The sequence below is a fragment of the Streptomyces sp. AB3(2024) genome (assembly GCF_041862025.1).
Taxonomy (GTDB): domain Bacteria; phylum Actinomycetota; class Actinomycetes; order Streptomycetales; family Streptomycetaceae; genus Streptomyces.
The window spans coordinates 1-14,474 of the sequence record NZ_JBGWAB010000110.1 but is presented as its reverse complement, the minus strand read 5'-3'; the positions used below and the strand labels follow the sequence as shown (position 1 = coordinate 14,474).

General features: G+C 70.9%; 16 protein-coding genes, 5 tRNA genes and 1 pseudogene. 17 read left to right on the top strand and 5 right to left on the bottom strand.

Annotation, left to right across the window (positions count from 1 at the left end; genetic code table 11):
• The first annotated feature begins 67 nt into the window (after positions 1–67).
• From ACEPPI_RS31230 to ACEPPI_RS31200, 7 genes are all read left to right on the top strand, one after another.
• The gene (locus ACEPPI_RS31230; protein WP_373918626.1) at positions 68–739 is read left to right on the top strand and encodes a DUF4241 domain-containing protein; all 672 of its coding nucleotides are present in this window, start codon (positions 68–70) and stop codon (positions 737–739) included.
• A 10-nt stretch (positions 740–749) separates the two neighbouring features.
• Positions 750–1,478 (top strand): HAD family hydrolase, encoded by a 729-nt coding sequence (locus ACEPPI_RS31225; protein WP_373918619.1) that lies wholly within the window; start codon positions 750–752, stop codon positions 1,476–1,478.
• 87 nt (positions 1,479–1,565) lie between these two features.
• A tRNA-Gln gene (locus ACEPPI_RS31220) sits at positions 1,566–1,637 on the top strand.
• 27 nt (positions 1,638–1,664) lie between these two features.
• Positions 1,665–1,737, top strand: a tRNA-Glu gene (locus ACEPPI_RS31215).
• Positions 1,738–1,798: 61 nt separating this feature from the next.
• Positions 1,799–1,871 (top strand) — tRNA-Glu (locus ACEPPI_RS31210).
• A 24-nt stretch (positions 1,872–1,895) separates the two neighbouring features.
• A tRNA-Gln gene (locus ACEPPI_RS31205) sits at positions 1,896–1,967 on the top strand.
• Between the two features lie 21 nt (positions 1,968–1,988).
• Positions 1,989–2,061 (top strand) — tRNA-Glu (locus tag ACEPPI_RS31200).
• A gap of 184 nt (positions 2,062–2,245) precedes the next feature.
• On the opposite strand, the gene ndgR is transcribed toward ACEPPI_RS31200, so the two are convergent.
• Positions 2,246–2,962, bottom strand: a complete 717-nt coding sequence (gene ndgR, locus ACEPPI_RS31195) for an IclR family transcriptional regulator NdgR (RefSeq protein WP_007266782.1) — start codon at positions 2,960–2,962, stop codon at positions 2,246–2,248.
• Positions 2,963–3,148: 186 nt separating this feature from the next.
• Between ndgR and leuC the strand changes: the two genes are divergently transcribed.
• The 4 genes from leuC (at position 3,149) to ACEPPI_RS31175 (ending at position 6,369) form a co-directional block, all read left to right on the top strand.
• On the top strand, positions 3,149–4,573 hold the full coding sequence (gene leuC, locus ACEPPI_RS31190) for a 3-isopropylmalate dehydratase large subunit (RefSeq protein ID WP_373918618.1): 1,425 nt from the start codon (positions 3,149–3,151) through the stop codon (positions 4,571–4,573).
• Positions 4,574–4,576: 3 nt separating this feature from the next.
• Positions 4,577–5,170, top strand: coding sequence for a 3-isopropylmalate dehydratase small subunit (leuD, locus tag ACEPPI_RS31185; RefSeq protein ID WP_373918617.1), 594 nt, complete (start codon positions 4,577–4,579; stop codon positions 5,168–5,170).
• A 137-nt stretch (positions 5,171–5,307) separates the two neighbouring features.
• Positions 5,308–5,535 carry a hypothetical protein gene (locus tag ACEPPI_RS31180; protein ID WP_030227330.1) on the top strand — a complete coding sequence of 76 codons (228 nt, stop codon included), beginning with the start codon at positions 5,308–5,310 and terminating at the stop codon, positions 5,533–5,535.
• Between the two features lie 144 nt (positions 5,536–5,679).
• Entirely contained in the window at positions 5,680–6,369 is a 690-nt protein-coding gene (locus tag ACEPPI_RS31175; RefSeq protein WP_373918616.1) for an HU family DNA-binding protein, read from the top strand.
• A gap of 303 nt (positions 6,370–6,672) precedes the next feature.
• Here the strand turns inward: ACEPPI_RS31175 and cofC are convergent.
• Positions 6,673–7,323 (bottom strand): annotated as a pseudogene (cofC, locus tag ACEPPI_RS31170) (2-phospho-L-lactate guanylyltransferase); the annotation flags it as partial.
• A 189-nt stretch (positions 7,324–7,512) separates the two neighbouring features.
• Here cofC and ACEPPI_RS31165 point away from each other — a divergent pair.
• From ACEPPI_RS31165 to ACEPPI_RS31155, 3 genes are read left to right on the top strand one after another with little or no spacing between them, the layout of a single operon-like run.
• Positions 7,513–8,265, top strand: a complete 753-nt coding sequence (locus ACEPPI_RS31165) for a lysophospholipid acyltransferase family protein (RefSeq protein WP_373918615.1) — start codon at positions 7,513–7,515, stop codon at positions 8,263–8,265.
• Positions 8,262–9,272: an NAD(P)H-dependent glycerol-3-phosphate dehydrogenase gene (locus tag ACEPPI_RS31160; protein ID WP_356221665.1), complete on the top strand. Its 1,011-nt coding sequence runs from the start codon at positions 8,262–8,264 to the stop codon at positions 9,270–9,272. Before ACEPPI_RS31165 ends, ACEPPI_RS31160 begins: the two co-directional genes overlap by 4 nt.
• 39 nt (positions 9,273–9,311) lie before the next feature.
• Entirely contained in the window at positions 9,312–10,469 is a 1,158-nt protein-coding gene (locus tag ACEPPI_RS31155) for a D-alanine--D-alanine ligase family protein (protein ID WP_373918613.1), read from the top strand.
• 93 nt (positions 10,470–10,562) lie between these two features.
• Here ACEPPI_RS31155 and ACEPPI_RS31150 read toward each other — a convergent pair whose 3' ends face one another.
• Together ACEPPI_RS31150 and ACEPPI_RS31145 are read right to left on the bottom strand one after the other, a co-directional pair.
• Positions 10,563–11,045, bottom strand: a complete 483-nt coding sequence (locus tag ACEPPI_RS31150; RefSeq protein WP_373918625.1) for a DUF3515 domain-containing protein — start codon at positions 11,043–11,045, stop codon at positions 10,563–10,565.
• A 23-nt stretch (positions 11,046–11,068) separates the two neighbouring features.
• Positions 11,069–11,302, bottom strand: a complete 234-nt coding sequence (locus tag ACEPPI_RS31145; RefSeq protein ID WP_030227340.1) for an Lrp/AsnC ligand binding domain-containing protein — start codon at positions 11,300–11,302, stop codon at positions 11,069–11,071.
• 242 nt (positions 11,303–11,544) lie between these two features.
• Here ACEPPI_RS31145 and ACEPPI_RS31140 point away from each other — a divergent pair, with 242 nt between their 5' ends.
• Both ACEPPI_RS31140 and thiD read left to right on the top strand, forming a co-directional pair.
• Complete coding sequence (locus tag ACEPPI_RS31140; protein ID WP_266842558.1) at positions 11,545–12,528, top strand: thiamine-phosphate kinase; 984 nt, start codon at positions 11,545–11,547, stop codon at positions 12,526–12,528.
• On the top strand, positions 12,525–13,334 hold the full coding sequence (gene thiD, locus ACEPPI_RS31135) for a bifunctional hydroxymethylpyrimidine kinase/phosphomethylpyrimidine kinase (RefSeq protein ID WP_373918612.1): 810 nt from the start codon (positions 12,525–12,527) through the stop codon (positions 13,332–13,334). Before ACEPPI_RS31140 ends, thiD begins: the two co-directional genes overlap by 4 nt.
• Positions 13,335–13,467: 133 nt before the next feature.
• On the opposite strand, the gene rpmB is transcribed toward thiD, so the two are convergent.
• A complete protein-coding gene (gene rpmB / locus ACEPPI_RS31130; protein WP_007266795.1) occupies positions 13,468–13,653 on the bottom strand; it encodes a 50S ribosomal protein L28 in 186 nt (61 codons plus the stop codon).
• Positions 13,654–13,894: 241 nt separating this feature from the next.
• Between rpmB and ACEPPI_RS31125 the strand changes: the two genes are divergently transcribed.
• Positions 13,895–14,474, top strand: a 580-nt coding sequence (locus ACEPPI_RS31125) for a DAK2 domain-containing protein (RefSeq protein ID WP_373918611.1), incomplete at its 3' end; no start/stop codon positions are given.

Below are 14,474 nucleotides of genomic sequence, written 5' to 3'. Positions count from 1 at the left end.
TCGGCGTTGTCGGCGGGCGGCCCTAAGGTGCGTGCAGTCGATCACGCACTTCCCGGAAGGCCGCACCATGCCGATGACCGCTCCCGACTTCGACCTGTACTTCACCCCGGGCCACTCCTTCGTCTACGAGAGCGGGGAGAGCGGCACCCTCGCGGTGGCCGTCGCCGGCGAGCTGTGGCTTCCGAGCGGCGAGCTGATCGCCTGCGACCCCTTCATCGGCCTCGGCGGGGGATGGATCAAGCCGTTCACCACCCGGGTGGCTCCCGGCCGTTACCGCGCCGAGACGGCGATAGCCACCCTCTTCACCCCCGGCACCGACCCCGGCGGCCGCCCGCACCTGCGTACGGCCGCCGCCCGGCTGGTGATCCGGGACACGGCGACGGTGAGCTGGGAGCACGCCGTGACCGAGGGCCAGGACGTGTCCGGGCTCGGCGACGGCGAGTTCTTCGGCTACGGCGTGGACGCGGGCGCCGGCTGCTTCTACGACAGGGCCGCCGACGACTCCTTCCCGGAGTGCGAGGGCGACGAGGGCCCGCTCTGGGACGCCTTCGAAGGGGCCGGCCACGCCCCCGGCCCGTACCTCGTCGGGGGTGAGCACGGGCACAACATCGTGGCCTTCGGATCCGGCTGGGGCGACGGCCACTACCCGACCTGGGTCGGCCGGGACGCCGACGGCGAGGTCACCTGTTTCGTCACGGACTTCTTCGTCGTGCCCACGGAGGAGGACGCCGCGGCGTAGGCTCGCTCCCATGCCGATCCGCGCCGTGCTGTGGGACATCGACGACACCCTCTTCGACTACACGGGTGCCGATTCGGCGGGCCTGGCACGGCACCTCGCCGACGAGGGGCTGGGGGAGCGCTACGGAACCCCCGAGGAGGCCCTGGCCCTGTGGCGGCGGCTCACGGAGGTGCACTGGGCGCGCTTCGCGGCCGGCGAGGTCGCCTTCCAGGGGCAGCGCCAGGACCGGGTACGGGACTTCCTCGATTCCCCCGGCCTGAGCGACGAGCGGGCCGACGCCTGGTTCGACCGCTACGTCGAGCACTACAAGGCGGCCTGGGTGCTGTTCCCGGACGTCGTGCCCGTACTGGACGCCCTGGCCGGTGACTACCGGCACGGGGTGCTCTCCAATTCCTCCGCCGCCAACCAGGACCCCAAGCTGCGCCACCTCGGGGTGCGCGACCGCTTCGAGGTGCTCGTCTGCGCCGCCGAGCTGGGCGTCAGCAAGCCCGACGCCGCCGCCTTCCTCGCCGCCTGCGCGGCCCTGGGGCTGCCTGCGGGCGAGGTGGCGTACGTGGGCGACCAGCCGGAGATCGACGCGCGGGGCGCCCGTGACGCGGGTCTGAAGGCGGTCTGGCTCGACCGGGACGGAGGGCGCGGGCCCGGTCCGGCCGGTGTGCACCGGATCGCCGGACTCGACCGGCTGCCGGAGTTGCTGGCAGCAGATACCCGTTTTGGAGCACGGTCAGGCATCCGGTAATGTTCTTTCTGCGCCGCCGGAGCGGGCCGAAAGGCCGGAAACGGAGGCGCTAACCAAACGAAAGCCCCTCAAGGGGTTGAAGTTCGGTGGGCTATAGTGTAATTGGCAACACGAGGGTTTCTGGTTCCCTTATTCTAGGTTCGAGTCCTGGTAGCCCAGCGCAGTGCAGTAGTAACGCAGTGCTTTGCCCCCGTTGTGTAGCGGCCTAGCACGCCGCCCTCTCAAGGCGGTAGCGCCGGTTCGAATCCGGTCGGGGGTACAGATCCTTCCCGCGAGATCTCCAGGGTCGCACCCGGACGTCTTGATGCAGGATCGCTAGGGCCCCCGTTGTGTAGCGGCCTAGCACGCCGCCCTCTCAAGGCGGTAGCGCCGGTTCGAATCCGGTCGGGGGTACTGTGTCTAGCTGGTCTAGACCTTTGGGCTATAGTGTAATTGGCAACACGAGGGTTTCTGGTTCCCTTATTCTAGGTTCGAGTCCTGGTAGCCCAGCGTAGTACCGCAGTAAAGCTAGCCCCCGTTGTGTAGCGGCCTAGCACGCCGCCCTCTCAAGGCGGTAGCGCCGGTTCGAATCCGGTCGGGGGTACGTACAGGAGAGGCCCTCCGCGTTCATCGCGGAGGGCCTCTCCGCTGTTTCCGGCCGGGAAGCCCGAGTGCGCCGGCCCGGCATACAAGTACGGGCCCGGAGGCGCGAGTTCGGACGTGTGCGGCGTCGTTCGCGCCCCCGGACCCGGGGGTGGAGGGGTGGAGGTCCGTGACCGGGGAGGTGCTCAGCCGGAGCGGCGCAGGGCCTCCGTCAGACGGGCGGCCGCGTCGATGACGGCCTGGGCGTGCATGCGCCCGGGGTGCCGGGTCAGGCGCTCGATCGGCCCGGAGACCGATACGGAGGCCACCACGCGGTTCGACGGCCCGCGCACCGGTGCCGAGACGGAGGCCACACCGGGCTCCCGCTCGCCGATCGACTGGGCCCAGCCGCGGCGCCGTACGCCGGACAGGGCCGTGGCCGTGAAGCGCGCGCCCTGCAAGCCCCGGTGGAGCCGTTCGGGCTCCTCCCAGGCCATCAGGATCTGTGCGGCCGATCCGGCCTTCATGGGGAGCGTGGAGCCCACCGGGACGGTGTCCCGCAGGCCCGACAGCCGCTCGGCGGCCGCCACGCAGATGCGCATGTCGCCCTGACGACGGTAGAGCTGCGCGCTCTCGCCCGTCACGTCACGGAGGTGCGTGAGCACCGGTCCGGCCGTCGCCAGCAGGCGGTCCTCGCCGGCCGCGGCGGCAAGCTCTGCCAGCCGCGGACCGAGGATGAACCGGCCCTGCATGTCCCTCGCCACCATCCGGTGGTGTTCCAGTGCCACGGCAAGGCGATGTGCCGTGGGTCGTGCGAGCCCTGTCGCCGCGACCAGCCCGGCGAGGGTGGCCGGACCGGACTCCAGTGCGCTCAATACCAGAGCTGCCTTGTCGAGAACGCCGACGCCGCTAGAGTTGTCCATGAAACGATATTCACGTCTCACACTGTGAAACGCAAGTTCAATTTTTCCAAGAACCAGCGAGTCTGTATGTGCGGGTCCACGAACCACTGGGTCCGAGCCGTCGTTCCGCACTGTGGGGTAGCGGGCGATCAGGCGCTACAGATCTCTAATAAGCGCCGGCCCAACCGGCCGGCCGGAGGGAAAGCGATGGGTAGGACACTCGCGGAGAAGGTCTGGGACGACCACGTCGTCCGGCGCGCCGAGGGCGAGCCCGATCTCCTCTTCATTGATCTCCACCTGCTGCACGAGGTGACCAGCCCGCAGGCCTTCGAAGGCCTGCGCCAGGCCGGCCGCAAGGTCCGACGCCTCGACCTCACCATCGCGACCGAGGACCACAACACCCCCACGCTCGACATCGACAAGCCGATCGCGGACCCGGTCTCCCGCGCCCAGCTGGAGACGCTGCGGGCGAACTGCGCCGAGTTCGGTGTCCGCCTGCACTCGCTGGGTGACGTGGAGCAGGGTGTCGTCCACGTCGTGGGACCGCAGCTGGGCCTGACCCAGCCCGGCACCACGGTGGTCTGCGGCGACTCGCACACCTCCACGCACGGCGCCTTCGGCGCGCTGGCCTTCGGCATCGGCACCAGCCAGGTCGAGCACGTGCTGGCCACCCAGACGCTCCCGCTGGCCCGCCCGAAGACGATGGCGATCACCGTCACCGGCGAGCTGGCCGAGGGCGTCACCGCGAAGGACCTGATCCTGGCGATCATCGCCAGGATCGGCACGGGCGGCGGCCAGGGCTACATCCTGGAGTACCGCGGCGATGCCGTCGAGAAGCTCTCGATGGAAGCCCGCATGACCATCTGCAACATGTCGATCGAGGCCGGCGCCCGCGCGGGCATGATCGCCCCCGACCAGACCACCTTCGACTACCTCCAGGGCCGTGACCACGCCCCCGTGGGCGAGGACTGGGACGCGGCGGTCGCGTACTGGAAGACGCTGCGCACCGACGACGACGCGGTCTTCGACGCGGAGGTCGTCATCGACGCCGCGTCGCTGTCCCCGTTCGTCACCTGGGGCACCAACCCGGGCCAGGGCGCGCCGCTGTCGGCCAACGTCCCCGACCCGGCTTCGTACGAGGACGCTTCGGAGCGCCTGGCCGCCGAAAAGGCCCTGGAGTACATGGGGTTGACCGCCGGGCAGCCGCTGCGCGAGATCCGTGTCGACACGGTCTTCGTAGGTTCCTGCACCAACGGCCGCATCGAGGACCTGCGGGCCGTCGCCGGGATCATCGGGGGCCGCAAAGTCGCCGACGGCGTACGGATGCTGGTCGTCCCGGGCTCGGTCAGGGTCGCCCTCCAGGCCGTGGAAGAGGGCCTGGACAAGGTCTTCAAGGAGGCCGGCGCCGAATGGCGGCACGCGGGCTGCTCGATGTGCCTGGGCATGAACCCCGACCAACTGGCTCCGGGTGAGCGTTCCGCGTCCACCTCCAACCGCAACTTCGAAGGCCGGCAGGGCAAGGGCGGACGGACGCACCTGGTCTCCCCGCAGGTGGCCGCCGCCACCGCGGTGCTGGGCCACCTGGCCTCGCCCGCCGACCTGTCCGACGCCACCGCGACCGCCGGAGTCTGAACCATGGAAGCCTTCACCACCCACACCGGCCGGGCCGTCCCGCTGCGCCGCAGCAACGTCGACACCGACCAGATCATCCCGGCCCACTGGCTGAAGAAGATCACCCGCGACGGGTTCGAGGACGGGCTCTTCGAGGCCTGGCGCAAGGACCCGGAGTTCGTCACGAACCGTCCGGAGCGCGCCGGTGCCACGGTGCTGGTCGCCGGTCCCGACTTCGGCACCGGTTCCTCGCGCGAGCACGCCGTCTGGGCCCTGCAGAACTTCGGCTTCAAGACCGTCATCTCCTCGCGCTTCGCCGACATCTTCCGCGGCAACTCGCTGAAGAACGGTCTGCTGACGGTCGTCCTGCCCCAGGAGACCATCGAGCGGCTCTGGGAGCTGACCGAGGCCGACCCCACCGCCGAAATCACCGTCGACCTGGTGGACCGCAAGGTCCGAGCCGAGGGCGTCGAGGCGGAGTTCGAACTCGACGACAACGCCCGCTGGCGTCTGCTGGAGGGGCTGGACGACATCTCGCTCACCCTTCAGAACGAAGCGGACATCGACGCTTACGAAAGCACCCGCCCGGCCTTCAAGCCGCGCACGATTCGGGCTTGATTCCTGCCTGATCAGCGCTTATTCACCCTTGGGTGATCACATCGGCAACACTGTGCCCCCCGCCTTCCGGCGGGGGGCACAGCCGTATGTTGAGGCCCCGTGAGGCGACAACTCGCCCCAGATGGCACAATCTGTGCATGGAACGCGACAGTCAACTGCACCTCTACGAACTCGTCGCGGACCGGTTGAAAGAAGCGCACGCAAGGGTGCGCACACTGCAAGTCCCGGAGGGCGTAAGGATGGCGCTGTCCCGGAAGCTGTTGGTCGTCACTGCGGCGTCGAAGCACGATCTCGTCGATGCGGCAAGGCGCCTGGACAGGTTGATGAAGGACCTCGACGAGGGTCGATTCCCTGAAGGCGACTGATGCGAAGGAACTCCGTAACGGCCTCCATCGTTGCGGCACTAGGGTGATTAGCCCGTTTCGTGTTTGATTTGCGGTATATATCCGCCTAACGTGCGAAATAAGCTTGAACACATTCGTTCTGGCGAAGTCTCCGAAGGGGAAGACGTGAACAAGGCGCAGCTCGTAGAAGCGATTGCCGACAAGGTTGGCGGCCGTCAGCAGGCCGCGGACGCTGTCGACGCGGTACTCGACGCGATCGTCCGCGCGGTCGTCGCGGGCGACCGGGTCTCGGTCACGGGCTTCGGCTCGTTCGAGAAGGTGGAGCGGCCCGCCCGCTACGCCCGCAACCCGCAGACGGGTGAGCGCGTCCGGGTCAAGAAGACCTCGGTTCCCCGTTTCCGCGCGGGTCAGGGCTTCAAGGACCTGGTCAGCGGCACCAAGAAGCTCCCCAAGGGCGGCGAGGTGTCGGTGAAGAAGGCGCCGAAGGGCAGCCTGTCCGGCGGTGCCTCGGCGTCCGCGACGGTCAAGAAGGCCGCGGCCAAGAGGGCCACCACCGCCAAGAAGGCAGTGGCCAAGACGGCGGTCGCGAAGAAGACCACGGCGGTCGCGAAGAAGACCGTCGCCAAGAAGACCACCGCGACGGCGAAGAAGACGACCGCGGTGGCCAAGAAGGCCGCGACGGCGGCCAAGAAGACCACCGCCGTCAAGGCGACCGCGGCGAAGAAGACCACGGCCGCCGCCAAGAAGACCGCCCCGGCGGCCAAGAAGGCCACCCCGGCGACCAAGGCGCCCGCCACGAAGAAGGCGACGGCGCGCAAGACCACCGCGAAGAAGACCACCGCCCGCAAGAAGTAAGGGGCACGAGTCACACACGCCGGGCCGGCTTCCCCATCAGAGGGAAGCCGGCCCGCGGTGCGTGGCCCCGGGCCGATCGGCCGGGGTCTGTGCAGGTCAGAAGGTCTGCAGGGTGACCAGGGTGATGCGCAGGGCCGGGCCCTCGCCGTCCGTCTCGATCCGTACGCGCTGCCCCGGGCGCAGCAGCAGCAGGCCGCCCGCCTCGAAGGCCGCGGCCTCGAAGGGCACCGGGGTGCCGTCGTCCAGCAGCACACTGCCGCTGTGGGTCCGGGAGTCGTACGTGTACGCGGTCGCCTGCATACGGGCACTGTATCGGGCCGTGTGCCGGCCCACGCCGAGGGCGAGGGCCGTACGCAGGTCCGCCGCGGTGTCCACGTCCCGGCGGACGCTCTCGACGTCCGCCAGCGAGATTTCCACCGCCCCCGAGGCCGAATGACGGGCCCGGGAGGGGCCGCCGAACGAGGGCGCCAATTCCACGTCCGGGCCGGCGCAAAGCAGTGTCGTACCGATTCCGGCCGCATCCGCCAGAAATGCCCGGGGGAATGCCGTGGCGGTATCGAGCACGCGTAGCAATTCCGGTGGCCGCAGGGCGGGCAGGTCCGCGTTGATCGCCGCCACCGCGGTCCCGGGCCGCCCCGCGCGCACCGCCCGCGCACCGTGGTCCAGGGCGGCGTTGAGCCCGGCCCCGGGGGCGTCGGGAAGGATCCGCGCACCCAGCCTGGCCAGTTCCGCACCCGCCAGGACGTCGTCCGTGACGACCACCACATCCGCGACCGAGGCGCAGGCCAGGGCCCCCGCCACGGTGTCCTGGGCGAAGGCCAGCGCCAGCCCCGGACGGGACGTGCCGACGGCCGCCGCCAGACGGCTCTTGGCCAGTGCCAAGGGCTTCAGCGGCACCACCAGACTCCACACGGCGTTCGTGACGGACCCCTTCCCTCCGGTGCGCTCCCGCACCCGCCCCGGCCATCGGCGTGCCGTCGCCCGGCCGCCGGTCGGCCCATTGTCGCCTCCGACCGGCCACAGGGGGGCCCGGTGGTGCGGGCGGGGCGTACGGTGTCCTCGACAGGGACCGGACCCGAAGCGACACTTGTCCGGCCCGCAAGGTGCCCAAGCCACGCACCGGTCCTAGAGGAAGGTGTCCGAGTGTCCCGCCGCAGAATCGGCTTCTGGTACCGCCTGGCGGCGGTCATCGCAAAACCGCCGCTGGTAGTGCTCTTCAAGCGGGACTGGCGGGGAATGGAGCACATTCCGGCTGATGGCGGATTTATCACCGCCGTCAATCACAACTCGTATCTGGACCCGCTCTCCTACGCGCACTTCCAGTACAACACCGGCCGGGTGCCCCGATTGCTCGCCAAGGCCGGACTCTTCAAGGTGCCTTTTGTCGGCATGATCTTCCGCGGCTCGGGGCAGATCCCCGTCTACCGGGAGACCACGAACGCCCTGGACGCATTCCGGGCGGCCGTCGACGCCGTCGAGCGCGGTGAATGCGTGGCCTTTTACCCGGAGGGCACCCTCACCCGCGATCCCGAGATGTGGCCGATGGCCGGCAAGACCGGTGTCGCCCGCGTGGCGCTGATCACCAAGGCCCCGGTCATTCCGGTGGCCCAGTGGGGCGCGAACCTCGCGATGCCGCCCTACGCCAAGGAGAACAAGGTCCGCCTGTTCCCCCGCAAGACCCTCCAGGTGCTCGCGGGACCGCCCGTGGACCTCTCGGCCTACTACGACCGGGAACCCACTCCGGAGGTCCTCAAGGGGGCCACCGAGGCCATCATGGCCGAGATCACCGAGCTCCTGGAGGAACTGCGCGGGCAGAAGGCGCCCGCGCAGCCGTACGACCACCGCAAGGCCAGGGCGGAGCAGCGGCGCAACGCCGCGGGGGAGGAAGACAAGTGACACGTCCCGTGAAGGCGGCCGTCTTCGGAACGGGCTCCTGGGGCACGGCCTTCGGCATGGTGCTCGCCGACGCCGGCTGCGAGGTGACCCTGTGGGGCCGCCGCCAGGAGCTCGCCGACGCCATCAACACCGGCCGGACCAACCCGGACTACTTCCCCGGCGTCGAACTGCCCGCGAACCTCCGCGCCACCACCGACGCGGCCGAGGCCGCCCGCGACGCGGACTTCGCCGTCCTGGCCATCCCCTCGCAGACCCTTCGCGCCAACCTCGCCGCGTGGGCCCCGCTGCTGCCCGCCGACGCCGTGCTCGTCTCCCTGATGAAGGGCATCGAACTCGGCACCGCCAAGCGGATGAGCGAGGTCATCGAAGAGGTGGCCAAGGTCCCCGCCGAGCGCGTCGCCGTGGTCACCGGGCCCAACCTGGCCCGCGAGATCGTCGCCCGCCAGCCCGCCGCCTCGGTCGTCGCCTGCGTGGACGAGGCCGTGGCCCGGCGCCTCCAGGCCGCCTGCCACACCGCGTACTTCCGCCCGTACACGAGCACCGACGTCATCGGCTGCGAGCTCGGCGGCGCCGTCAAGAACGTCATCGGCCTCGCCGTCGGCATCGCGGACGGCATGGGCCTGGGCGACAACACCAAGGGATCCCTCATCACCCGCGGCCTGGCCGAGGCCACCCGCCTGGGCCTCGCCATGGGCGCCGACCCGCTCACCTTCTCCGGCCTCGCGGGCCTCGGCGACCTGGTCGCCACCTGCTCCTCGCCGCTCTCCCGGAACCACACCTTCGGCACCAACCTGGGCCGCGGGATGACCCTGGAGGAGACCATCGCGGTCACCAGGCAGACCGCCGAGGGCGTCAAGTCCTGCCAGTCGGTGGCGGATCTGGCCGGCCGGTACGGGGTGGACATGCCGATCACCGACACGGTGGTCGACATCGTGCACCACGGCAAGCCCCCGCTGGTCGCGCTGAAGGAACTGATGGGGCGCAGCGCGAAACCGGAACGCCGCTGAGTCCTTTCCGGACGTGTGAGCGGGTACCCTCGTGGCGATATGAGCAGCGAGAACCTCCCCCAGACCCCTGAGCAGCAGGGCCGCAAGCCCCGCGTGGCCGTCGTGTTCGGCGGCCGCAGCTCGGAACACGCCATTTCGGTCGTCACGGCGGGCGCGGTGCTGCGCTCCATCGACCGCGCCAAGTACGAGGTGCTGCCCATCGGCATCACCACGGACGGCCGGTGGGCCCTGACCGCCGACGACCCCGAGCGCATGGCCATCGCGGACCGCGCCCTCCCGAGCGTGGACACGCTGGCGGATTCCCCGGACGGCACCGTCGTGCTCTCCGTGGACCCCGCCAGCCGCGAGGTCGTCTACACCGAGCCGGGTGCCGTCCCCAAGGCGCTGGGCGAGGTCGACGTCGTCTTCCCCGTCCTGCACGGTCCCTACGGCGAGGACGGCACCCTCCAGGGCCTCCTGGAGCTGTCCGGGATCCCCTACGTCGGTTCGGGCGTCCTCGCCTCGGCCGTCGGCCAGGACAAGGACTACATGAAGCGGGTGTTCACCTCCTTCGGGCTGAAGGTCGGCCCGTACGTGACCATCCGTCCCCGTGAATGGGAGGCCGACCCGGCCGCCGCCACGGCGAAGATCCTGGACTTCGCGGGCGAGCACGGCTGGCCGCTGTTCATCAAGCCCGCCCGCGCCGGCTCCTCCATCGGCATCACCAAGGTCGACGACCCCTCCGGTCTGGAAGCGGCCGTCCACGAGGCCCGCCGCCACGACCCGAAGATCATCGTGGAGGCGCTGCTGCGCGGCCGCGAGATCGAGTGCGGCGTGCTGGAGTTCGAGGACGGGCCGCGCGCGAGCGTCCCGGCCGAGATCCCGCCGGTCTCCAGCCACGACTTCTACGACTTCGAGGCGAAGTACATCGACTCCGCCACCGGACTCGTGCCCGCCCCGCTCACCCCGGAGCAGACCGCCGAGGTGCAGCGGCTCGCGATCGAGGCCTTCGAGGCCGCGTCCTGCGAGGGCCTGGTGCGTGCCGACTTCTTCCTCACCGAGGACGGCACCTTCGTCATCAACGAGATCAACACCATGCCCGGGTTCACGCCGATCTCCATGTACCCGCGGATGTGGCAGGAGTCGGGCATCGAGTACCAGGAGCTGGTGGACCTCCTGCTCCAGGCGGCCCTGCGCCGCTCCACCGGGCTGCGCTAGCCGCACCCGGCCCCGTACAGCCGACCGCCCGCCGTCCGCCCCGAGAGGGGCGGCCGACGGGCGGCGGTGTGAGCGGGGGCGGGCCCGGCGGGATCAGTAGGAGGAGATGCCCACCGGCACCGACTTGGCCACGGCGGCGGACAGATCGACCAGCATCCCCGCGTCCGTGGCATGCTCCTTGTCGACCCGGACCTCCGTGTACGCCAGCCGTGCCCCGGTGGTGAACCGGAAGCCGCCGTCGGACATCTTCTCCAACAGCCATCCGACGCCGTTGACCTCGACGCCCTCCTGCTTCGGATCGGCCATCGCGGGGGGCTTGGGGATACCGCACCGCAGTACGATCGCCGAGCCGCCCCACGCGGCGGTCAGATCCGACACCGGCTCGGTGGTGGTCCGGGCCAGTCCCGCCACCGTCTCCGGGAGCTCCTTGTGCAGCGCCGCACAGAGCCCCGCGACGTCGGCCGGCGGAGCGGGCGGCGGATCCACCCGGGCCCCGGAATCCCCCGGGGCGCAGCCCGCGAGGGCCAGCAGGGCCAGTGGGGCGGCTAGACGGAACGGCCGGCGGTGGAGTGACATCACCGGCCAAGAGTAGACGGGGGCTACAGATGGACCACGGGGCAGGTCAAGGTGCGGGTGATCCCCTCCACCTGCTGGACCTTGGCGACCACCATGCGGCCGAGATCGTCGACCGTGTCGGCCTGGGCGCGCACGATCACGTCGTACGGACCCGTCACGTCCTCGGCCTGGATCACCCCCGCGATCTTTCCGATGGACTCGGCGACGAACGACGCCTTGCCCACCTCGGTCTGAATGAGGATGTACGCCTGTACCACGGAACCTCCAGGGCGGCCACGAGGATCATTTCCCCTAACCTTCGGATGGGCCCAGGGAGATCGGGCGGGCCCGGGGAAGAGACGCCACGGTACCGCGTCGCCGTGCGCCGCGGGGAGACCCGTGGGCCCGGCGCCACGCACAGCGGGGCGCACGGAGAGCAGAAGTTGACGTATCTGTTGACGGTACCCAGAGCTGTGACGGCTCGCGACCGCAAGCGGACTTGCCAAGAAGGGGCACAGCGATGAAGGGCACTGTGGGCGAGCTGGGGGAGTTCGGGCTCATTCGGGAGCTCACCTCACGGCTCACCACCACCCCGGCGGTCCGGCTCGGACCCGGCGACGACGCCGCGGTGGTGTCGGCCCCCGACCGGCGGGTCGTGGCGAGCACGGACATCCTGCTGGAGGGCAGGCACTTCCGGCGCGACTGGTCCACGGCCTACGACGTCGGCCGCAAGGCCGCCGCGCAGAACCTGGCCGACATCGCCGCCATGGGAGCGGTGCCGACCGCGCTGCTCCTGGGCCTGGTCGTCCCGGCGGAACTGCCGGTCACCTGGCCCACCGAGCTGATGGACGGCATCCGTGACGAATGCCAGGTCGCGGGCGCGGCCGTGGTCGGCGGCGACGTCGTGCGCGGCGACACCATCACCGTCTCCATCACCGCCCTCGGCGACCTGCGCAACCACGAGCCCGTCCTGCGCTCCGGTGCCCGGCCCGGGGACGTCGTGGCCGTCACGGGCTGGCTCGGCTGGTCCGCGGCAGGCTACGCGGTGCTCTCGCGCGGCTTCCGCTCCCCGCGGGCCTTCGTCGAGGCGCACCGGCGCCCCGAGCCCCCGTACCACGCGGGCCCCGCGGCCGCCGGGCTCGGCGCCACCGCCATGACCGACGTCAGCGACGGCCTGATCGCCGACCTCGGTCACATCGCCGAGGCCAGCAAGGTGCGCATCGACGTGCGCTCGGGGGCCGTGGACATCCCGACGCAGATGCACGACATCGGCCAGGCCGTCGGCGTGGACCCGCTCCAGTGGGTGCTGACCGGGGGCGAGGACCACGCCATCGTGGCGACCTTCCCGTCCGACGTGAAGCTCCCGGCCCGCTGGAAGGTCATCGGGGAGGTCCAGCACCGCTCCGCACTGCCCCAGGTGACCGTGGACGGCGCCCCCTGGACCAGCACCGGCGGCTGGGACCACTTCGGCGCCGATCCGGACGCCGAGGGACCGTCCCAGTGACCCGGCCGGTGCCGCACCCGCCCCTGTGCCTGACCGTCGCCGGATCCGACTCCGGCGGCGGCGCGGGCATCCAGGCCGACCTCAAGACCATGCTCGCCCTCGGCGTGCACGGCATGAGCGTCGTCACCGCGGTGACCGCGCAGAACTCCCTCGGCGTACGGGGGGCCTGGGAGCTGCCCGCCGAGGCCGTCACCGCCCAGTACCGGGCCGTGGTGGACGACATCGGGGTCCAGGCCGTCAAGACCGGGATGCTGTCCTCCGCCGTGCTCGTGGAGACGGTGGCCGGGCTGCTGGCCACGACGGCAGCCCCGGTGGTGGTCGATCCCGTCGGGGTCTCCAAGCACGGGGACGCGCTGCTCGCCGCGTCCGCGCTGGACGCCGTGCGCCGGGAACTGCTGCCGCGGGCCACGGTGGCGACGCCGAACCTGGACGAGGTGGCGCAGCTCACGGGAGTGACCGTCACCGACGAGGACGGCATGCGCCGGGCCGCCGACGCCGTCCTCGGCTACGGACCCCGCTGGGCGCTGATCAAGGGCGGCCACCTGGCGGCCCACGGCGGAGAGGCCGTGGACCTGCTCACCGACGGCTCCGAGGAGCTGTGGCTGCGCGCGCCCCGCTTCGACAACCGGCACACGCACGGCACGGGCTGCACCCTCGCCAGCGCCGTCGCGGCGGGCCTGGCCAAGGGCCTCGCCGTCCCGGAGGCGGTCACGGCGGCCAAGGAGTACGTCACGGGCGCCATCGCGGCCGGCTTCGCGCTCGGCGCGGGCATCGGTCCCGTCGACCACGCCTGGCGGTGGCGCTGAGCGCGCCCGCACCCTCCCCGCACCCTCGCGCACCCCGCCCGGCACCGTCCGGGAATGACAAAAGGCCGGTTCACCAGAGGTGAACCGGCCTTCTTGGCAACCGGAAAGGGCTGCGCTACGACGACGGGAGGCGTCAGCGCGAGACCTTGCCGGCCTTGATGCACGAGGTGCAGGCGTTGAGGCGCTTCGGCGTCCCATTGACCACGGCACGGACACGCTGGATGTTCGGGTTCCAGCGACGCGAGGTGCGGCGGTGCGAGTGGGAGATGTTGTTGCCGAAGCTCGGCCCCTTGGCGCAAACGTCGCAGTTGGCAGCCACAGGTCACTCCAAGACTTCAGATGCAATTACGGTGGAATCCGGCGCACCGGAATCAGAGATCTGAAGTGGCTTGCCGGACGAATGACCCGACTCTCGACGGGCAACCTGAGCAGCATACAACGACTGCTTGGGTCCAAGAAAACTACCATGACGGGGACGGGCTCCGCCCCGGGGTCCCGAGCCGGGGCCCGTCCTTCGTTACCCTGCGGTGAACCCTGGCCCGCACAAGGAGGAACGCCCGGTGGCGCACGAGCCTGGCCCGCACACCCTCGACGCCGAAGCGGTGCGCACCTGGAGCTCGCTGGCCCTGGCCGCACTGGGCCGGGCCCGCGAGGACATCGACGCGATCAACGTCTACCCGGTCGCGGACGCCGACACCGGCACGAACCTCTACCTCACCGCCGAGTCCGCGGACCGCGCCCTGACCGAGGCCTTCGCCGAACCCCCCGCACGCGTGACCGACGGCACATCCGGGACCCCCTCCCTGCCCGAGGCGGTACGGGCCTACGCGTACGGCGCCCTCATAGGCGCCCGGGGCAACTCCGGGACGATCCTCGCCCAGCTGCTGCGCGGGGTCGCCGACGTCCTGGGCGCCGAGCCCGACGGCCCGGGCGGCGGCCCGCTGCTGGCCCGCGCCCTGACCCGGGCCGCCGAGGAGGCCTACCAGGCCGTCGCGCACCCGGTCGAGGGCACCATGCTCACCGTCGCCGGAGCCGCCGCCCGGGCCGCGGCGACCGCCGGAGCACCCGCCCCGACAGCCGCCGACGTTGCGCGGGACGCGTACGAGGGGGGCCGCGCGGCCCTGTCACTTCGCAAGAGCA